Raw genomic sequence first — 18,575 nt, forward strand, 5'->3', positions numbered from 1 at the left:
GTCTAAGCATCTCGCGTGCTGACGTTGCCAAAGTAAATGAGGTTTACCACACTAGCGAGATGCTTCGACTACGGCTGCGCCTTCGCTCAGCATGACGTGCTAAGAGCTGCTACCTTTGCCCCACTATGCACATCCTTCACCACTACTTCCCGCACCTCACCGACCACCAGCGCCAGCTGTTCAGCCAACTCGATACCGAGTTTCGGGGCTGGAACGAGCGGCTCAACCTGGTAGCCCGCACCGACGTCGATAACCTGGCCGAGCGGCATTTTCTGCACTCGCTGGGCATTGCCAAGGTGGTGGAGTTTGCGCCCGGCTCGTCGGTGCTGGATGTGGGCACGGGCGGGGGCCTGCCGGGCCTGCCGCTGGCCATCCTGTTTCCGGAAGTGAAATTTCACTTGGTCGACAGCATCGGCAAGAAGATTCACGCGGTGCAGGAAATGGCCCGCGCCCTCAACCTGACCAACGTCACGGCCGAGCAGACCCGCGCCGAGCAGCTGCGCCCCAAATATGACTACGTAGTGAGCCGCGCCGTGGCGCGCCTGGCCACCTTCCACACCTGGATTGCGCACCGCTACAAGCCCCAGCACGAAGCCGCGCCCAACAGCGGCCTCTACTACCTCAAAGGTGGCGACCTGACCGAGGAAATCGAGGAATCGGGCCTGAAAGCCACCATCCACGACCTGAGCGACTTCTACACCGAGAGTTTCTTTGAAACCAAGAAGGTGGTAGTGGTGCCATCCGGCCGGTAAAGAAGCCCCACAAGTTGCCAGCAAGGTGAGTTGACAAAAAGCCCTCCGGCGTCGGGACGTACCCGCTGCCGGAGGGCTTTGTATTGCTGGCCCGGACTGCGTGGTGCTATGCCGGCACTTCAGCCGTGAGAAACTCCACGGCGCGGCGCTCGGAGTAGTACTCGCCATCGGGCGTGCCTTCGCCGAAGCCCACGTGGCCGCCGTCGGAGGGTGTTTCCAGGAATACGAACTCGCTGCGGGCGGCCACGTCGCGCGGGAAGCAGCTGGCGGGCAGAAACGGGTCGTTTTCGGCATTCACGAGCAGCGTGGGGATGCGGATGCCGCTCAGGTAGCGGCCGGAGCTGGCGTGCTCGTAGTAGTCCTCCGCCGACTTGAAGCCGTGCATTGGGGCCGTGAACCGGTCGTCGAACTGCGGGAAATCCTGGAGCTGGTCGAGGTCGGTGAGGTCGATCTGGTCGGGTAGCAGAGCCGCTTTTTGGCGCATCTTCTCACGCAGCGTCTTCAGAAAGCGGTTGAGGTACACGCGGTTTTCGAGGCGGGCAATGTGGTAGGAGCTGGCCTTGAGGTCGGTGGGCACCGAAAACACGGCGGCGCGCTCCACCTCGGCCGGCACCCGCGCCGGGTTTTCGCCCAGGTACTTGAGCGTGACGTTGCCACCGGCCGAAAAGCCGGTCAGGAAGATGCGCTGGTAGCGGCCAGTGGCCAGGGCGTGGCGCACCACAAAGTCGAGGTCGTCGGTGTCGCCGAGGTGGTAGGAGCGAAGCAGGCGGTTCATTTCGCCGCTGCAGCTGCGGTAGTTCCAGGCCAGCGCGTCGAAACCCGCCTGGTTGAGGGCGCGCACCATGCCGCGCACGTAGGGCCGGGAGGCGTCGCCCTCCAGCCCGTGCGACACGATGCAGAGCGTATCGGCCGGAGCCTGCGGCTGCCGCCACGACCAGTCGAGGTCTAGGAAGTCGCCATCGGGCGTTTCCACCCGCTCACGCTGGTAGTGCACTTCCGGTACTTCGCGCCACAGGCTGGGCACAATGGTTTGCAGGTGGCCGTTGAACATGTAGAACGGCGGCTGATAGCGGGAGTCGGCAATGAGTGGCATGGGCGAGGGCGGCTAACTAAGGTGCGGTGTGGTTGGTAGGATGCCCGGCAGATCTGTACAGAATTTAGTGCTTCTGGCGCGATTGTCAACCCCATTCCGGAAATAAAGTTCGGTAAACGGGATGCCCCACGCAGCTCCGCCGGCAAGATTAATCGGCGGCGACGCGGCAAATTCCTGGCTGACGGTTTGGACTTTCCATCCAAACCCTTACCTTTGCCCACCCAATCCGAATTGAAACCGAGCAGAACGTTCATTTCTCCTACTCATGGCAAATCACAAGTCAGCCCTCAAGCGCATCCGTTCCAACGAAGCTAAGCGCGTGCTGAACCGTTACCAGGCAAAATCTACCCGCACAGCTGTTAAGAAGCTGCGCGCCACCACCGATGCTTCGGCCGCTCAGGAGCTGCTGAAGAAAGTATCGTCGATGCTGGACCGCCTGGCCAAAAAGAACATCATCCACAAGAACAAAGCCGCCAACAACAAGTCGAAGCTGGCTAAGTTCGTGAAGTCGCTGGCCGCCTAAGCAGCACCAGTAACTTTCTGCTCTTTTGATAGAGAAGGCCCCGTGCGCAAGCGCGGGGCCTTCTCGTGTTTCGGGCGTATGGTTTATTTCCTATCTTTTGGCAGTCATATCCTTTTCTACGCCTATATGAAACAACTGTACTGTTTATTGCTGCTCCTGAGCAGCCTCACGGCCTTGCCCGCCGCCGCCCAGAACTGGCGGCCCTTCCGGCCCAACGGCGACGTGCACGCCTTCCGCAACGCCGCCGCCGACACCGTCCTGACGTTGCGCCTCGACTCGGCCGGCGTGCGCGACTCTGACTCGGTGTACTACTTCAACCGCATCATGCGGCGTGCGGGCAGCTTTGCCTGGCAGAAGGCCCGCAACAACCAGTTCGGGCAGCAGCTGCGCTACACGCCTGCCACGCGCACCTACGTGCTGTTCTGGGACGGCGGCCCCGATACCGGCTTTATTCTCAGCTGTGCTTTGGTGTTGAAGCCGTTTGCCCGCGTGGGCGATACGTGGAGTAGCTTTTTCACTGATTATGGCCTGACCACCACGCTGGTGTCGCGCGGTACGATGCTGCTGGATGGCGTGCAGGATTCCGTGGCTACATTCCGGGCCGGCAATAATCCCGGCGTACTGATCGTGCTGAGCAAAAACAACGGCTTGGTGTCGGGACCGGTGAATTTGCGGTTTGGGGTGCCCGGTGCCCGGCAACTCACGCTGGCCCGCCGTCCCGCACCCGCGGGCCTCAGCTACTACAACCCGCTCACGCTGCTGGATCTGCAGCCAGGGGATGAATTGGGGTACCAATACACGCAGTTCACCAGCAACCCAATCGGGTGCGGCAGCGGCACTGTGCTGCGCCGCGTGCTTACGCGCCAGCTCACGGCCGACAGCCTGACGTACATCTGCCAGGAGCAAAGCCGAACGGTGTACAATGGCGCGCCGGGCTGCTCACGGAGCGGTACTGTTGTTTCGCCGGTATCGAGGGTGCGCCTGTCGGCCTCGCTGCGCACCGGGCAGTGGCGCGGCAGCAGCCTCGACCGGCTGAGCCCGTTGCGCGCCCCATTACTGTCCTACGCTTACCAGCAGCTGCCCTTTAACACGGTACTCATGGGCTACCCGGTCGTAAGCAACCGGCTAGGCAGCGCCTGTGGTGGGCCCGCGGTGCTGCAGATGGAGGTGCTGTACAACCGTAGCGGTATTGGCTATACGCCGGGGCTGGATGCCCTGAATCAGCAAACTCTGAGCGCACCGGGCGTGGGCTTCGTGAGTGAGCTGGAATACCGGCTCATCTACACCCGCCGCACCAGCAGCGGCACCGTGCAAACCTGCGGCTCCCGCACCGATTTCGCCACGCTGCTGCCCACCACGGCGGCGCGGCCGGCGGCCACGTTCCAGCTCTACCCGAACCCCGCGGGCAGCAGCGCCACGCTCACGCTGGCCGGTCCGGCCCGCACCACTACCACCGTGCGCCTTCTCGACGCGCTGGGGCGCACGGCTGGCTGCTGGCCGTTGGCCGCCGGCCAGACCACTACGGTGCTGCCCCTGCAGGCCCTGGTGGCCGGCATGTACGTAGTGGAGGTGCAGGCTGCCGGCGAGCTGCCGCAGCACCTGCGCCTGCAGCTGGAACAGTAGCCTAGGCTTCAGTCTGTGCCGTGCGTGAGTAGTGAGTACCGAGGTGCTTGATGCTTGCTTCAATACTCTATACTGAGTGCTAAAACCAAAAGCCCGCTGGAATTGCTTCCAGCGGGCTTTTTCGTGTGTTGTGCGGCACAGGCTGAAGCCTGTGCTACATCAGCGTTAGGCTACGCTTACTTTCACCATGTTGGTCTTGCCCTTCTCGTTGATGGGCATGGAGGCGGTGTTAATGAATACGTCGCCTTTGTTGAGGTTGCCGGTGGCGGTCAGGGCATACTTGATGTCCGAAACCGAGCTGTCGGTGCTCACCATCCGGTCGTAGTAGAAGCCGCGCACGCCCCAGATCAGGCTCAGGGTCGTGAGTAGGGAGCGGTTGTCGGTGAAGATGAAGATGTTGGCTTTGGGGCGGTATTTGGCAATCTGGAAGGCCGTGTAGCCGCGGTGCGTCATGCCAGTAATGGCTTTGGCGCCCGTGTTTTTGGCCAGGTGGCAGGCCGCCGACAGCACGCTGTCGACCATGAACGTCGGCGACTCGGGCGAGATAGGGTGCCAGCGGTGGTAGAGCGACTCGCGGCGGGTTTCCACGCTCATAATCGTGCCCACCATCGAGCGGATTACCTCGGCCGGATACGCACCCACGGCCGTTTCGGCGGAGAGCATCACGGCATCGGCGCCGTCGAGCACGGCGTTAGCCACGTCGCTGGTTTCAGCGCGGGTGGGGCGGGGGGCCGTAATCATGCTTTCCATCATCTGGGTGGCCACGATGACGGGCTTGCCGGCCTTGTTGCACTTCTCCACAATCAGCTTCTGGGCCATCGGCACCTCTTCCATCTTCACTTCCACGCCCAGGTCGCCGCGGGCTACCATCACGGCGTCGGTAATGGCAATGATTTCGTCGAGGTTTTTGAGGCCTTCCGGCGTCTCAATCTTGGCAATTACGCGGGCCGATTTGCCGCTCTCGGCAATCAGGCCCTTGATGAAGCGGATGTCTTCGGCGCGGCGCGCAAACGACAGCGCCACCCAGTCCACGTCGTTTTCCAGGCCGAATTTCAGGTCCTCGATGTCCTTCTCGGTCATGCTCGGGGCCGATACTTCGGAGTCGGGCAGGTTGATGCCTTTGCGGGGCTTCACGAGGCCGCCGTAAATCACTTCCACGTCCACTTCCTTGTCGCGGTCGGTGGCCAGCACGCGCAGTTCAATCTTGCCGTCGTCGATGAGGATCATGTCGCCGGGCTTCACGTCGCGGGCTAGGCCCAGGTAGATGGTGCTCAGGCGGGTAGCGGTGGTGATTTCCTTTTCACCGCACACCAGCTTGATCTTGTCGCCGGCCTTGATTTCCACGCCGCCGCCTTCCACTTCGCCGAGGCGAATTTTGGGGCCCTGCAAATCCTGAAGCAAGCCCACGTTGGTGCGCATATCCTTGTTGAGGCGGCGCACCGTGTTGATAACCGACAGGTGGTCTTCGTAGCTGCCGTGCGAGAAGTTGAGGCGGAATACGTCCACGCCTTCGCGCATGAGCATGCCGAGCTTCTCGTAGGTGTTGGAGGCCGGGCCAACCGTGGCTACGATTTTAGTTTTATTGAAATGGGGCAGAGGTTCCATAGGAGGAGTGTTGGTTAAAGCTGGTCAATCAAACTGTCATGCAGAGCGGAGCGAAGCATCCCGCAAGTATGGTAAATGGCTTACTACACTGGCGAGATGCTTCGCTCCGCTCTGCATGACGGGCGAAAAATTAAAACTCAAAAGAGCAGATTTTCTTTAAACTTCAAGGTATTCGGGTCGAATTGGCAGGCGTACTGCACCACGGGCAGGGTCGTCAGTTCGGCCAGCAGAGCCTCGGCTGCCAGCTGGCCGCTGCCGTTGTTCACCTGAATCAGGTAGTCGTACTCCTTAACATCGGGGGCCAGAAACGGCTTTTTCAGCACCGAGGGGTCGATGGAGCGGTTGCGCAGCAGGCGCAGCGTGAGGTGCTCGGTGGCGTGCAGGTAGTTGCTGATGACCAGCCGGCCCTGGTGGAGCAGGTCGTAGATCAGGTCCTGCTGCTTCACCAGGCGCAGGCGCAGCGCCTGGTTGAGCTGCCAGGCCAGCGTGTGCTCCCGGCTCGACGAGACTACCCCGAACAAGTCGAAGTCACACTCATATTCTACGTCCAGCGTGAGGGTTTTCATAGACAGGTGCCGAAGCGGTGATGCGCAAAAGTACACATCCCCTTATCCGAAACGAACCACCCTGGCCAGAATCTTGTGCCGGGAAGAATCGGGGGGCAGGTTTGAAAATGTTAGGGAAGATGATGTTATTTGTGGCGAGTTTTCTCTAAACCCCCACGGAAATGTCTGAAATTGCAGAAAAAGTAAAAGCCATCATCATCGACAAACTGGGCGTAGAAGCGTCGGAAGTAACCCCCGAGGCCTCTTTCACCAACGACCTGGGTGCCGACTCGCTCGACACGGTGGAGCTGATCATGGAGTTTGAAAAAGAATTCAACGTGTCTATCCCAGACGACCAGGCCGAAAACATCGGCACCGTGGGCCAGGCTATCAGCTACCTCGAAGAGCACGCTAAGTAATTAAGCAGTAGTGAGTATATAGTATGGCGTATTTAGTTGGTGATGCCTGCCTTTGGGGCAGCCCGGCACGCCGGATAACTACATACTAACTGCTCGATACTCACTACTTCTTTCGGTTTTTTGTGCATTCCGGCCGGCCTGCCGCCGGCCGTTTTGCTTTCCCCCTTTTTCGTAATCTCTGCCCCGCCTATGGCTTTTCGGAGAGTTGTCGTTACTGGCCTGGGCGCCATCACGCCGCTGGGTAGCACCGTTCCTGCTTACTGGGAAGGGCTGCGCCAAGGCATCAGCGGTGCCGCGCCCATCACCCGCTTCGACGCCAGCAAGTTCAAGACCCGCTTCGCCTGCGAAGTGAAGAACTACAGTCCGGATGACTACTTCCCCACCAAGGAAGGTCGGAAAATGGACCTGTTCACGCAATTTGCCGTCATCGCCAGCGACGAAGCCATTAAAGATGCCGGCTTGCTCGAAGGAGTAAACAAGGATCGGGTAGGCGTAATCTGGGGCTCGGGCATTGGGGGGCTGAAAACCTTCCAGGACGAGTGTTTCAACTTCGCCAAAGGCGACGGAACGCCGCGCTACAACCCCTTCTTCATCCCTAAAATGATTGCCGACAGCTCGTCGGGCAACATTTCCATCAAAAACGGCTTCCGCGGCCCCAACTTCGTAACGACGTCGGCCTGCGCCTCGTCGTCGGATGCTATTGTGGCGGCCTACAACTACATCCGCCTCGGCATGGCCGACGTGGTGGTGACGGGCGGCTCGGAAGCAGCCATTACGGAGGCGGGCGTAGGGGGCTTCAATGCCCTCAAGGCCATGAGCGAGCGGAACGACGATGCCGCTACCGGCTCGCGCCCTTATGACAAGGACCGGGACGGTTTCGTGCTGGGTGAAGGCGCCGGCGCCCTGATTCTGGAAGCGTACGAGCACGCCCAGGCCCGCGGCGCCAAGATCTACGCCGAAATCATCGGTGGCGGTCTGTCGTCGGATGCCTACCACATCACGGCCCCCGACCCTACGGGCGAAGGCGTGGTGCTGGTGATGCAGAACGCCCTGCGCGACGCTGGCATTCAGCCCGAAGAGGTGGATTACATCAACACCCACGGCACCAGCACGCCCCTCGGCGACGGTGCCGAGGTGAAGGCCATTCAGAAGGTCTTTGGCGAGCACGCCTACAAGCTCAACATCAGCTCCACCAAGAGCATGACCGGCCACCTGCTGGGCGGCGCGGGCGGTATTGAGGCCGTGGCCAGCATTCTGGCCATTCAGCACGGCATCGTGCCCCCCACCATCAACCACTTCACCGACGACCCCGAACTGGACCCCAAGCTGAACTTCACGTTCAATGAGGCCCAGCCGCGCGAGGTGAAGGTGGCCATGAGCAACACCTTCGGCTTTGGCGGGCACAACACGTCGGTGGTGTTCCGTAAGTTCGAAGAGTAGCAGCCATGAGTGGCTTACCCTTGTTCGGGTTTTTTCGGCGGATGCTGGGCCACGATAAGGCCTTCCGCCAGGCCATTGCCACGGTAACCGGCCGCACGCCTCAAAACGTGCGGCTTTACCATTTGGCCTTTACCCATTCGTCGGTGGTGAAGCAGCAGCCTACCACCGGGCGCCACCAAAGCAACGAGCGGCTGGAGTTTCTCGGCGACGCCGTGCTGGGCACAGTGGTGGCCGAGTACCTGTTTCGCAAGTTTCCGTACGAGCAGGAAGGCTTCCTGACCGAGATGCGCAGCCGCATCGTGAACCGGGAAAGCCTCAACGGCCTGGCCCTCAAGCTGGGCCTCGACAAGCTGGTACAGTTGGACCCCGGCCAGGGCCGCGCCGCCCGTTCGCGCTCCGTGAACGGCAACGCCCTAGAGGCGCTGGTGGGCGCCGTGTACCTCGACCAGGGCTATAAGGCGGCCCGCAAATTCGTGCTCAGCCGCCTCGTAAAACCCTACGTGGACGTGAAATCTCTCACCGAAACAACGGCCAACTTCAAGAGCAAGCTCATTGAGTGGGCCCAGCGCAACGGCAAAGCCATCCGCTACGACCTCAACGGCGAGGCCCGCCCCGGCGGCGTCATGGAATTCACGGCCTCCGTGGTGCTTGACGACGAAGTGGTGGCTACCGGCATGGGGCTTTCCAAAAAGCAGGCCGAGCAGCTGGCTGCCGAACGGGCGCTGGCAGCGCTGGGCGTATAGGAAAGGCCGTCATGCAACGATGGCTGCGCCTGCTTGCCTTATGCCTGTTGGGTGTTCTTGGCTGCGTTGCTCTGTTTTACCTGTACAAAGAATGGCGCCGGGTGGAGAAGCCGGTAGTGGTGGTTCTGCGTTCCAGCAATGAGGACTGCGACGAGTTTCGCTGTATCTGGAAAGTCGAACGAGTGCTGAAAGGGCAATTGACTGCTGCGGAGGCTGCCGCGTCATGCTACTTGATAAACAGCAAACGCGAATACGGCCACCGTGACAGCGTGGAGCTGATTGAGGTGGAAGGGCTGTTTACCAACGAAAACGGACAGGCTTTCTACGCCGATTGCATAGGAACTCTGGTCTTTCAGGATAAGGCAGTCAAAAGCATTCCTTAGACGCATTTTGGGTGAAATTTCTGCGGCCTCTGCGGGCTACCATCGTACCAACGACGGAGCCCGCAGAGGCCGCAGTGTTTGCGCAGAGGATGCAGTGGACAACCCAATCCGGGGAAATAGAGTTGTTTTGCAGAAACCTACCGACCCCTCCCATGCGAATAGCCGGCGCCGCCCTCAACCAGATACCGTTTGACTGGACCCACAACCTGCGCACCATCTGCGAGGCCATAGCGCAGGCCAAGGCGGCTGGCGTGGAGCTGCTGTGTCTGCCGGAGCTGTGCCTCACCGGCTACGGCTGCGAAGACCTGTTTCTGAGCGAGTGGCTGCCCGAGGCCGCGCTGGCCCACCTGCAGCAGATCCGGCCTTGGACGGACGGTATCTGCGTGGTGGTGGGGCTGCCCATCCGGCTCAACCAGCGCACCTACAACACGGCCGCCGTGCTGCGCGACGGCCAGATTCTGGGCTTTGCGGCCAAGCAGTTTCTGGCCAACGACGGCGTGCACTACGAGCCGCGCTTCTTTGCGCCCTGGCCGGCCGGCGAAACCACCACGGTGCAGTGGGAAGGGGAGGAGTGGACGCTGGGCGATATGACGTTTGAGCACCAGGGCGTGAAGTTCGGGTTTGAAATCTGCGAGGATGCGTGGCGGCCCAACGACGTTCGGCCCGCCTGCCGCCTGATGGGCCGCGTGGATTTAATTGTGAATCCGTCGGCCAGCCACTTCGCCATGAGTAAGACGGACGTGCGCTACCATCTCGTGACGGAGGCCTCGCGCACGTTCAATTGCACCTACCTCTACGCCAACCTGCTCGGCAACGAGGCCGGCCGCATCACCTACGACGGCGAGATTCTGGTGGCCCGCCACGGCCACCTGCTGCTGCGCAACCAGCTCATGAGCTTCAAGGAAGTGGACATGGAGTACGTGGACGTGGATTTCAGCACGCCGCTGGAGCCTGCCGCCGAAATAGTGCCGCTGCCCGCGCCCGACGAATACCGGGAGCTGAACCAGGCCCTGAGCCTGGCTTTGTTTGACTACCTGCGCAAGGCCCGCAGCCGGGGCTTCGTGCTGAGCCTTAGCGGCGGCGCCGACTCCTGCCTGTGCGCTGTAGCCGTAGCCGAAATGGTGCGCCTGGGCACCGCCGAGCTGGGCACCGCTGAATTCATGCGCCGCGCCGGCTGCTTTACCGGCGAAGAAATAGCCCAGCTGGCCGGCCCCGTAACGGCCGTAGCTGACGAGGATGCGCCGGGCCCCAACGACGCCTCGCTGAGTCCGACCAACAACGAACAACGAAAAGCAAACAACGAAATCACGCGCCGTTTGCTGACCTGTGCCTATCAGGGCACCGTCAACTCCTCCGACGACACGTTCAACTCTGCCAAAGAACTGGCAGAGTCTATCGGGGCCGTGTTTCATAACTGGGAAATTGATGCGGAGGTGAGCGGCTACGTGGGCAAGATCGAGCACGCGCTGGGCCGCGACCTGACCTGGAAGACCGACGACCTGGCGTTGCAGAACATTCAGGCGCGGGTGCGGGCCCCGGCCATCTGGCTGCTGGCCAACGTGCAGAACTGCCTGCTCATCACCACCTCCAACCGCTCGGAGGCCAGCGTGGGCTACTGCACCATGGACGGCGACACGGCCGGTAGCATCTCGCCGATTGCGGGCGTGGATAAGGACTTTGTGAAAAAGTGGTTGCGCTGGGCTGAAACCGAGCTGAACTACCCGGCGTTGCGCCACGTGAACAGCCTGCAGCCCACCGCCGAGTTGCGCCCCCTCGAAGACAAGCAAACCGACGAGCGCGACCTGATGCCCTACGTGCTGCTCAACCGCATCGAGCGGCTGGCCTTCTACGACCGGCTGGCCCCCCGGCAGGTACTGGCCACCCTGCGCCACGAAGATCCCGCCGCCGACCCCGAGCAGCTGAAAACCTGCGTGAAGCGCTTCTACAGCCTCTGGAGCCGCAACCAATGGAAGCGCGAGCGGTACGCCCCCAGCTTCCACCTCGACGACTATAACGTAGACCCGCGCTCCTGGCTGCGCTTCCCCATCCTGAGCGGCGGCTACACTGAGGAACTGAACGCGCTGTAGGGGCCGGGCGGCGACTGGCTGCGCTGTGGCTCCGGTCCGGCGGCTCTTTCAGCCGTCGGGCCAGTCGTCGTCAGCGCGGCGCGGCTGCCACCTCCGGCCAGTTGCGGTTGCACGAGGATTCCGGATTTATATCTGCAAGTGCCGACGGGTTGCTGGGTTTCAATATATTATCAACTGTCAGACAAGCTGTTGAATAATATTGCTGGGCCTGTGCGCAAGTTTTGCGTGCTGATGGGGCCTAAGCAGTTGTATCCTCAGCAGGCGTCGGCAAAGGCCGGGTGCCGGGCAGGTGTCGTTTTCATCTCTCAATTCCTGCCTCCCTGGTGTATACCCTTCCGCTGCCTGCTGCTTCCGGCGTTGTGCCGCCCGCGCCCGGCGCTGCCGTCTCGCCCGATGACGAGTTGGTAGCACAGCTGCAGCAGGGCAGCGAGGCGGCGTTCCGGACGCTGGTGGAACGCTACCAGAACCGCATCTACCGCACGGTGCTGGCGCTGCTGCAGTCGGCGGAAGAGGCCGAGGACGTGGCGCAGGAGGTGTTTGTGGAGGTGTACCAGACCATCGGGCGGTTTCGGGGCGAGGCGGCGCTGAGCACCTGGCTGTACCGGCTGGCTACTTCGCGGGCGTTCAAGCACCGGCAGCGGGCCCGCGCCCGGAAGCGCTTCGCCTACTTCACCAGTCTGCTGGGTTTCGACAACCAGGTGCTGCACGAGCCGCCCGACCATGCGCACCCGCAGGCCCAACTGGAAGGCCAGCAGCAGCTGGCGTTGCTGTTGGCGCACATTGCCCGGCTGCCCGGCCAGCAGCAGGTGGCCTTCACGCTGCGCCACGAGCAGGAGTTGAGCTACGAGGAAATAGCGGCGGTGCTCGACACCACCGTGCCGGCCGTGGAATCCCTGCTGTTCCGGGCCCGCAAAACCCTTCGTATCCATCTTTCTCTGCGCCATGACTGATCCTGCCTCCCGGCCCACAGCCGACGACGAATGGGAAAACCTGCTGCGCCAGTGGCGCACCCAGCCCACTGCCCAGCCCCGGCCGTTTTTTTACAGCCGCGTGCGGGCCCGGCTGGTGGCCGAAGCCGCCGCGGAGCGCCAGCTGCTGCCCGCCTGGCTGCGCTGGCCTAGCTACGCCGTGATGCTGGGCTTGCTGCTGCTGCTGAGCGGCGACGGCGCCCTGCTGCGCTAGCGGCCGCCGGCCCACGAGTTGCCGCCGGAGGAGCTGGCAAAGCGGCAAGTGGAATGTCTGAGTACCTTTGAGTCCCTTCTATATTTCGTAACCATGCTTTCCTTTCTCTCCTACATCACTTGGACCGCCGACCCGATTCTGGCGCACATCGGCCCGCTCACGCTGCGTTGGTACGGGCTGCTGTTCATGTCGGGCTTCGTGTTCGGCACGTTCATTTTGTCGCACATCTACAAATCCGAGCGGGTGTCGCCGCGCTGGGTGGATGTCATCACCATCTACATGCTGGTGGGCACCATTCTGGGGGCGCGGCTGGGCCACGTGCTGTTCTATGACCCTGCTTATTACCTCACCAGCGAGCATTTTCTGGAGATTTTCAAGATCTGGGAAGGTGGCCTGGCCAGCCATGGCGCCACGCTGGGCATCCTGCTGGCCACCTACCTGTTTGCCCGTAACAACAAGTTCGACTACCTCTGGGTGCTCGACCGGATTGTGATTGTGGTGGCGCTGGGTGGCTGCATGATCCGCCTCGGCAACCTGATGAACTCGGAAATCATCGGCCGCGTCACGGACGTGCCGTGGGCGTTCAAGTTTGCGCGCTACAACGAAATCCACGGCGGCAACAGCAACATTCCGTTTGAGCTGCGCCACCCCACCCAGATCTACGAGGCGCTGTTCTGCATCGTGCTGCTGGTACTGCTCTACTTCATGTGGAACCGCACCAAGGAGCGCACGCCGCGCGGGCAGCTGTTTGGTCTGTTTGTGGTGCTGCTGTTCTCGTTCCGGGTGCTGGTGGAGTTCCTGAAGGAAAACCAGGAAGCCTTCGAAGACCGGCTGCCGCTGAACATGGGCCAGCTGCTGAGCTTGCCCCTGATTCTGGTGGGGCTGTGGGTGTTGCTGCGTGCCGGCAAAGACCCCAAAAACCCCTACGGCTACGCCCCGCGTGACCTGGAAACCGACGCAACCCCCGATCCGAAGGCCCTCAAAGTATAGCCTTCGGCCTAGCACAAAAAAGCCCCTTCGCCAGACTGGCGGAGGGGCTTTTTTGTGGCTGATACTGTGCGGGGGCTTACAGCTTGTAGCGGTAGAGCGCGCCCTGTTCGGTGCTGATGAGCAGCGTGCCGTTATCGAGGAACAGCAGACCCTCGGTCTGGCCGGCGCCTTTCAGCGACACGGTTTTAGGGGTGGCTTTCAGGGCGCTGCTCAGGTCGGAGCCTTCCAGCAGGTACAGCTCTTCGCGGCCCAGCAGCGCCAGGTGGCGGCCGTCGGGGCTGAGGTCGGCGCCGGTTACCTCGCCGGCAATGCTGAGCTTGGTCAGCAGCTCAGCCACGTGCGAGCCGGGCTGGTCCGACACGCTGTAGACTTTGCTGGTGGTTTGGTTAGCGCGGTCTTTCGTGAACAGGTACACCTTGCCGGCGTTCCAGAGCGAGGCTTCGCAGTCGAAGTTGCGCTCATCCTTGGCGGGCGGGAAGGCTGTCTGGTCGGGGTAGCGGAAGCTGATTTTACCCACGCTGTTGGGGTTCTGCGGATCGACGCGGTAGATGGCCAGGTCGCGGCGGGTGTTGTTGTTGTTGCCGGCATCGGTGATGAACACGGTGCCTTTGCCGTCGTCGGCCAGGCTTTCCCAGTCGATGTTGGTCACGGGCAGCTCCCGCTCGCCCAGCTTTTCGCCTTTCTCGTTGATGAGGTAGAGTGTGGGCGAGGTGCCCGCGTCGCCGTGGGTGTAGAACGTGCCGGGCCGGCCGCCGTGGGCCAGGCCCGAGCTTTCCGGAATGCCGCCCTGCAGCTCGCCTACCGGCTGTAGCACGCCCAGCGGCGCGCTGGCATCGTTACCCTTTTTATCCTTCTTCCCCTTCTTGCCTTTTTTGCCCGACTTCTGGTCGTCGCCACCCCGGTCGTTGGTGTCGGAAGTAGCGGTCAGATCGTTGGAAACTTCGTTTTGCGCCTGTGAGCACGCACTGGTGAGCAGGGTGGCCAGGCCGAGGGTAAGCAGGAATATTCTAGACATGGAAGAGCAGCGGAGATGAAAAAAAGCTGCCTGACTCGCAGAGCCCAGGCAGCGCAAACACAGTGTATACGGAAAAAGTGGTGGAGTGGTGGGGGTGGCGGGTTGATGGGGCGGTGGAGTGATGGGTTGGTCATTGTACGAAGTGCAAAGCACCCTTGGCCCATAAGCCCGCCAGTAACGAAACAGCCCGGCAATAGTAGAGAGCTGTCTGCTTAGGCCTGTTTGTTCCAAAGTAAGAGGAAGAATTGCTTCGCGCTGCTCGCCATAACAATTCCACCAACCCACCACTCCACCATTCCACCATCAAGGAACCGGGTCGTGGCCGTGGCCGCCCCAGGGGTGGCAGCGGGCGATGCGGCGCAGCGCCAGCCGGCCGCCGTGCCAGGGGCCGTGCTTTTCGATGGCCTGCACGGCATAGGCCGAGCAGGTGGGCGTGTAGCGGCAGCTGGCCGGCGTGAGCGGCGAAATCAGGTGGCGGTACACCCAGAGCAAACCCAGCAGCAGCTTGCGGAAAACAGCAGACATAGCGCAAAGAACCGCAAACCCCGTGGAATAAATCCCGGGCCCGGCGGGCGGCGCGTTGCAGCGCCTTTTTGTAAGTTTGAAGGCCGGTGCACGCGCCCGGCGCCTTATTCCTTCCTTCCCCCATTCCCCACAGTTTTATGCGCACCAATCACTGGGCCAAGGCCCTGCTGCTGACGCTGCTGCTGCCCTTCACGGCCCGCGCCGACGAAGGCATGTGGCTGCCGCTCTTCGTGAAGCGGCTCAACCAGGCCGACATGCAGAAAAAAGGCCTCAAGCTCACGGCCGAAGAAATCTACGACGTCAACAACGCCAGCCTCAAGGATGCCGTGGTGCAGCTCGGCGGCTTCTGCACCGGCGAGTTCGTCAGCAGCCAGGGTTTGCTGCTCACCAACCACCACTGCGGCTACGACGCCATCCAGACCCACAGCACGCCCCAGAACAACATCCTGCAGAACGGCTTCTTCGCCGCTACCAAAGCCGAAGAGAAGACCAACCCCGGCCTGTTCGTGGACATTCTGGTGCGCATGGAAGACGTGACCGGCAAAGTGCTGGAAGGCCTCACGGCCGCCACGCCCGAGCAGGAGCGCATGGCCACCATCCAGAAGCGCCAGAAGGAAATGGCCGACGCGGCCAAGGAAAACGGCCAGTACGTGGCTTACGTGCGCGACATGTTCGGCGGCAACGAGTACTACCTGTTCGTATACCAGCGCTTCGGTGACGTGCGCTTGGTGGGCGCCCCGCCGGAAGCCGTGGGCAAGTTCGGCGGCGACACCGACAACTGGATGTGGCCCCGCCACACCGGCGACTTCTCGATGTTCCGCGTCTACGCCGACAAAAACAATAAGCCCACCGCCGGCCCCAGCGCCGACAACGTGCCCTACGTGCCCAAGAAGCACCTGCCCGTAAGCCTGCAGGGCATCAGCGAAGGCGACTTCGCCATGGTGTTTGGCTTTCCCGGCCGCACCCAGCGCTTCCTGCCCGCCGCCGGCCTGCAGATGACCCTGGACCAGAGCAACCCCGCCCGCATCAAGCTGCGCGACACGCGCCTCAAGCTGTGGAAGGAAGACATGGACGTGAACCCCACGCTGCGCCTACAGTATGCTTCCAAGTACGCCAACATCGCCAACTACTGGAAGTACTTCATCGGCCAGAATGAAGGCATGAACCGCCTGAAAACCGTGGACGCCAAGAAGGCTGAAGAAGCCGCCCTGGCTCAGTGGATCAGCCAGGACCCCGCCCGCCAGCAGCAGTACGGCGAGGCCCTCCCCAGCATCAACCAGGCCTACGCCGGCCTGCGGGAGTACAACCTGAGCAGCCAGTACGTGAACGAAGCCGCTTTCGGCACCGAAATCATCACGCTGGCTTCGCGCATGATGCCGCTCTACATGACCCTGAAAACCACGCCCACCGACAAAGCCGCCCTCAGCAAAGCCACCGCCGACCTGCAGGAGCCCGTGGCCGAGTATTTCAAGGACTACAGCGCCAGCACCGACAAAAAAGTGTTTGCCGCGCTGATGAGCCTCTACATGAAGGACGTGCCCGCCGCCCAGCTGCCCGACGTGTTCCAGACCGTGCAGAAGCAGTATGGCGGCTCGATGCAGAAGTACGCCGACTACGTGTTTGCCAACTCCTTCCTGACCTCGGAAGCCAAGGTGAAGGCCTTCCTGGCCGCGCCCACGCTGGCCAAGCTGGAAGCTGACCCCGGCTTCAAGACCTTCAACTCGGTGTACCTGAACTACACCCAGAACATTCTGCCCAAGATGCAGGCCCTGCAAAGCGGCCTCACCCGCGCCAACCGCCTCTACGTGGCCGCCCTGCGCGAGAAGAACAGCCAGAAAGTGTACTCGCCCGATGCCAACTCCACCATCCGGCTCAGCTACGGCACCGTGCGCCCCTACAAAGGCCGCGACGCCGTGCGCTACGACTACAAAACCACGGCCCAGGGCATTCTGGAGAAGGAAGACGCCTCTAACCCCGAGTTTGTGGTGCCCCAGAAAGAGCTGGAGCTGCTGAAGCAGAAAGACTACGGCCGCTTCGCCGACAAGGACGGCAACCTGCCCGTGGCCTTCATCACCGACAACGACATCACAGGCGGCAACTCCGGCTCGCCGGTTATTAACGGCCGCGGCGAGCTGATTGGGCTGGCCTTCGACGGCAACTGGGAAGCCATGACCGGTGACCTGGCCTACGACCCGGAGCTGAAACGCTGCATCAACGCCGACATCCGCTACGTGCTCTGGTGCATCGAGAAGCTCGGCAACGCCAAGCACATCGTCGATGAAATGACCATCGTCAACAACGGTCCCAACCCCGGCGTGGGCGCCGCCACCGCCTCGGTAAGCAACGGCCTGGGCGACGTGGAAAAGATGAAAGTGAAAACCGACGACGGCCAGAAAACCAAAGTCAAGAAGAAGAAAGGCAAGGAAACCACTGCCGCCGGCATGTAGTCCTGCCTACCGTTCCGAGTGAAGCGCGGAATCTGCGCAAGCCCGCCACTAGGCTTGCTGCGGACTTTCCACGGTGGTCGGAATGACACCCAAAAACGCCCCGGTGCCGTGTTGGCGCCGGGGCGTTTTTGCGTCTGGCGGGGCTGGATTTCTCATAGGAAATAAATATTGGCTGTGCGCTATGAATAGTTGTAGAGTTGCTGGCTTTCCGGTAATTTTCATCACTTGTAAAAGATGAAAAAGCACTTTATGGCAAAATGCTACCCGATTCTGAGTGTCTTATTGCTAACCGGATTCATCACCCACGCGCAGGGCAGCGGCCCCGGCGTGCGCGGAGCCCGCGCCGCCGCCCTCGGCCATGCCTCCGTCACGCTGAACGACGTGTGGGCCGTGGGCAATAACGCTGCCGGCCTGGGCCAGCTCAGCGCCCCCACGGCGGCCGTGTACGCCGAAAACCGCTACCTGCTCAGCGCCCTCAACACCGTGGCGCTGGCCGTGGCCGCGCCGCTGGGCAAGGTGGAAAACGGGCTGGCCCGCCGCGGCGTGGTGGGCGTGGAGGTGCAGCGCTTCGGCGGCAAGCTCTACAGCGAGCAGCGCATCGGGGCCGGCTACGGCTACCGCGGCGGCCTCGTCAGCATCGGGGCGCGGGTGGATCTGCTGCAGCTGAGTATTGAGGGGCTGGGTAGCCGGCGGGCGGTGGCCGTATCGTTGGGCGGGCAGGCCGAGCTGGTGCCCAAGCGGCTGGTGTTTGGCGCCTACCTCTACAACCTCAACCAAGCCAAGCTGGCCGAATACCAGCAGGAGCGGGTGCCCACCGTGCTCAAGGCCGGCCTCTCGTACCGGCCCACGGCCAAGGTGATGCTCAACATTGAAACCGAAAAGGAAGTGGAGCAGTCGGCCGACTTTAAGGCCGGCGTGGAATACCGCGTGATTGACGCCTTGGCGCTGCGGGCCGGCCTGCGCACGCTCACCGAGGAAACTACCGGCGGCCTGGGCTTCCGCGCCGGCGCGCTGCAGATCGACTACGCCGCTGCCTGGCACGCGGCCCTGGGCCTCAGCCAGCACCTGAGCATTGGGCTGAGCTTCAACGCCAAGCAGCCATGAGGTCTGGTTGGAGCACTTTCGTATCACAGTCGGGCGAACTGTCGAGCGAGTGTAGCGCGACGCCTTTGCTTCGCGTACCGCTAAACGATTCAGCAGCCT

18 protein-coding genes are annotated in these 18,575 nt (G+C 62.0%); 13 read left to right on the forward strand and 5 right to left on the reverse strand.

The annotated features are described in order from the left end of the window. Positions 1-125: 125 nt before the first annotated feature. Positions 126-752: a 16S rRNA (guanine(527)-N(7))-methyltransferase RsmG gene (rsmG, locus tag O9Z63_RS01330; protein WP_270127465.1), complete on the forward strand. Its 627-nt coding sequence runs from the start codon at positions 126-128 to the stop codon at positions 750-752. Positions 753-858: 106 nt separating this feature from the next. Here the strand turns inward: rsmG and O9Z63_RS01335 are convergent, their stop codons facing one another. Beyond that, the gene (locus tag O9Z63_RS01335) at positions 859-1,845 is read right to left on the reverse strand and encodes a YheT family hydrolase (protein WP_270127466.1); all 987 of its coding nucleotides are present in this window, start codon (positions 1,843-1,845) and stop codon (positions 859-861) included. 265 nt (positions 1,846-2,110) lie between these two features. Here O9Z63_RS01335 and rpsT point away from each other — a divergent pair, with 265 nt between their 5' ends. Both rpsT and O9Z63_RS01345 read left to right on the forward strand, forming a co-directional pair. Continuing rightward, positions 2,111-2,368: a 30S ribosomal protein S20 gene (gene rpsT, locus O9Z63_RS01340; protein ID WP_044013973.1), complete on the forward strand. Its 258-nt coding sequence runs from the start codon at positions 2,111-2,113 to the stop codon at positions 2,366-2,368. Positions 2,369-2,494: 126 nt separating this feature from the next. Beyond that, positions 2,495-3,991: a T9SS type A sorting domain-containing protein gene (locus tag O9Z63_RS01345; protein WP_270127468.1), complete on the forward strand. Its 1,497-nt coding sequence runs from the start codon at positions 2,495-2,497 to the stop codon at positions 3,989-3,991. 165 nt (positions 3,992-4,156) lie between these two features. Here O9Z63_RS01345 and pyk read toward each other — a convergent pair whose 3' ends face one another. Together pyk and O9Z63_RS01355 are read right to left on the reverse strand one after the other, a co-directional pair. After that, positions 4,157-5,596, reverse strand: a complete 1,440-nt coding sequence (gene pyk / locus O9Z63_RS01350) for a pyruvate kinase (protein ID WP_270127469.1) — start codon at positions 5,594-5,596, stop codon at positions 4,157-4,159. 137 nt (positions 5,597-5,733) lie between these two features. Next, entirely contained in the window at positions 5,734-6,162 is a 429-nt protein-coding gene (locus O9Z63_RS01355; protein ID WP_270127470.1) for an IPExxxVDY family protein, read from the reverse strand. Positions 6,163-6,323: 161 nt separating this feature from the next. Here O9Z63_RS01355 and O9Z63_RS01360 point away from each other — a divergent pair, with 161 nt between their 5' ends. The 8 genes from O9Z63_RS01360 (at position 6,324) to lgt (ending at position 13,385) form a co-directional block, all read left to right on the forward strand. After that, a complete protein-coding gene (locus O9Z63_RS01360; RefSeq protein ID WP_019948606.1) occupies positions 6,324-6,560 on the forward strand; it encodes an acyl carrier protein in 237 nt (78 codons plus the stop codon). 189 nt (positions 6,561-6,749) lie between these two features. Then, a complete protein-coding gene (fabF, locus tag O9Z63_RS01365) occupies positions 6,750-8,000 on the forward strand; it encodes a beta-ketoacyl-ACP synthase II (RefSeq protein WP_270127471.1) in 1,251 nt (416 codons plus the stop codon). A gap of 5 nt (positions 8,001-8,005) precedes the next feature. Next, positions 8,006-8,743: a ribonuclease III gene (rnc, locus tag O9Z63_RS01370; RefSeq protein ID WP_052381180.1), complete on the forward strand. Its 738-nt coding sequence runs from the start codon at positions 8,006-8,008 to the stop codon at positions 8,741-8,743. A gap of 11 nt (positions 8,744-8,754) precedes the next feature. Then, positions 8,755-9,126, forward strand: a complete 372-nt coding sequence (locus tag O9Z63_RS01375; RefSeq protein WP_270127472.1) for a hypothetical protein — start codon at positions 8,755-8,757, stop codon at positions 9,124-9,126. Positions 9,127-9,278: 152 nt separating this feature from the next. After that, entirely contained in the window at positions 9,279-11,213 is a 1,935-nt protein-coding gene (gene nadE, locus O9Z63_RS01380) for an NAD(+) synthase (protein ID WP_270127473.1), read from the forward strand. A 323-nt stretch (positions 11,214-11,536) separates the two neighbouring features. Beyond that, a complete protein-coding gene (locus tag O9Z63_RS01385) occupies positions 11,537-12,163 on the forward strand; it encodes an RNA polymerase sigma factor (protein ID WP_270127474.1) in 627 nt (208 codons plus the stop codon). Next, a complete protein-coding gene (locus O9Z63_RS01390) occupies positions 12,156-12,395 on the forward strand; it encodes a hypothetical protein (protein WP_270127475.1) in 240 nt (79 codons plus the stop codon). Before O9Z63_RS01385 ends, O9Z63_RS01390 begins: the two co-directional genes overlap by 8 nt. Before the next feature lie 93 nt (positions 12,396-12,488). Continuing rightward, entirely contained in the window at positions 12,489-13,385 is an 897-nt protein-coding gene (gene lgt, locus O9Z63_RS01395; protein ID WP_071884483.1) for a prolipoprotein diacylglyceryl transferase, read from the forward strand. A gap of 76 nt (positions 13,386-13,461) precedes the next feature. Here the strand turns inward: lgt and O9Z63_RS01400 are convergent, their stop codons facing one another. Continuing rightward, positions 13,462-14,400, reverse strand: coding sequence for an SdiA-regulated/phytase-like domain-containing protein (locus O9Z63_RS01400; protein WP_270127476.1), 939 nt, complete (start codon positions 14,398-14,400; stop codon positions 13,462-13,464). Between the two features lie 303 nt (positions 14,401-14,703). After that, complete coding sequence (gene yidD, locus O9Z63_RS01405; protein WP_270127478.1) at positions 14,704-14,925, reverse strand: membrane protein insertion efficiency factor YidD; 222 nt, start codon at positions 14,923-14,925, stop codon at positions 14,704-14,706. Positions 14,926-15,062: 137 nt separating this feature from the next. Between yidD and O9Z63_RS01410 the strand changes: the two genes are divergently transcribed. Together O9Z63_RS01410 and O9Z63_RS01415 are read left to right on the forward strand one after the other, a co-directional pair. Beyond that, positions 15,063-17,372 carry a S46 family peptidase gene (locus O9Z63_RS01410; protein WP_270127479.1) on the forward strand — a complete coding sequence of 770 codons (2,310 nt, stop codon included), beginning with the start codon at positions 15,063-15,065 and terminating at the stop codon, positions 17,370-17,372. 234 nt (positions 17,373-17,606) lie between these two features. Next, the gene (locus tag O9Z63_RS01415; RefSeq protein ID WP_270127480.1) at positions 17,607-18,476 is read left to right on the forward strand and encodes a PorV/PorQ family protein; all 870 of its coding nucleotides are present in this window, start codon (positions 17,607-17,609) and stop codon (positions 18,474-18,476) included. The last annotated feature ends 99 nt before the right edge of the window (positions 18,477-18,575 follow it).

Source organism: Hymenobacter yonginensis (genome assembly GCF_027625995.1).
GTDB lineage: Bacteria > Bacteroidota > Bacteroidia > Cytophagales > Hymenobacteraceae > Hymenobacter > Hymenobacter yonginensis.

Coding starts and splice junctions, on each gene's coding strand:
- rsmG (WP_270127465.1), top strand. CDS start 126: ATGCACATCCTTCACCACTACTTCCCGCACCTCACCGACCACCAGCGC.
- O9Z63_RS01335 (WP_270127466.1), bottom strand. CDS start 1,845: ATGCCACTCATTGCCGACTCCCGCTATCAGCCGCCGTTCTACATGTTC.
- rpsT (WP_044013973.1), top strand. CDS start 2,111: ATGGCAAATCACAAGTCAGCCCTCAAGCGCATCCGTTCCAACGAAGCT.
- O9Z63_RS01345 (WP_270127468.1), top strand. CDS start 2,495: ATGAAACAACTGTACTGTTTATTGCTGCTCCTGAGCAGCCTCACGGCC.
- pyk (WP_270127469.1), bottom strand. CDS start 5,596: ATGGAACCTCTGCCCCATTTCAATAAAACTAAAATCGTAGCCACGGTT.
- O9Z63_RS01355 (WP_270127470.1), bottom strand. CDS start 6,162: ATGAAAACCCTCACGCTGGACGTAGAATATGAGTGTGACTTCGACTTG.
- O9Z63_RS01360 (WP_019948606.1), top strand. CDS start 6,324: ATGTCTGAAATTGCAGAAAAAGTAAAAGCCATCATCATCGACAAACTG.
- fabF (WP_270127471.1), top strand. CDS start 6,750: ATGGCTTTTCGGAGAGTTGTCGTTACTGGCCTGGGCGCCATCACGCCG.
- rnc (WP_052381180.1), top strand. CDS start 8,006: ATGAGTGGCTTACCCTTGTTCGGGTTTTTTCGGCGGATGCTGGGCCAC.
- O9Z63_RS01375 (WP_270127472.1), top strand. CDS start 8,755: ATGCAACGATGGCTGCGCCTGCTTGCCTTATGCCTGTTGGGTGTTCTT.
- nadE (WP_270127473.1), top strand. CDS start 9,279: ATGCGAATAGCCGGCGCCGCCCTCAACCAGATACCGTTTGACTGGACC.
- O9Z63_RS01390 (WP_270127475.1), top strand. CDS start 12,156: ATGACTGATCCTGCCTCCCGGCCCACAGCCGACGACGAATGGGAAAAC.
- lgt (WP_071884483.1), top strand. CDS start 12,489: ATGCTTTCCTTTCTCTCCTACATCACTTGGACCGCCGACCCGATTCTG.
- O9Z63_RS01400 (WP_270127476.1), bottom strand. CDS start 14,400: ATGTCTAGAATATTCCTGCTTACCCTCGGCCTGGCCACCCTGCTCACC.
- yidD (WP_270127478.1), bottom strand. CDS start 14,925: ATGTCTGCTGTTTTCCGCAAGCTGCTGCTGGGTTTGCTCTGGGTGTAC.
- O9Z63_RS01410 (WP_270127479.1), top strand. CDS start 15,063: ATGCGCACCAATCACTGGGCCAAGGCCCTGCTGCTGACGCTGCTGCTG.
- O9Z63_RS01415 (WP_270127480.1), top strand. CDS start 17,607: ATGAAAAAGCACTTTATGGCAAAATGCTACCCGATTCTGAGTGTCTTA.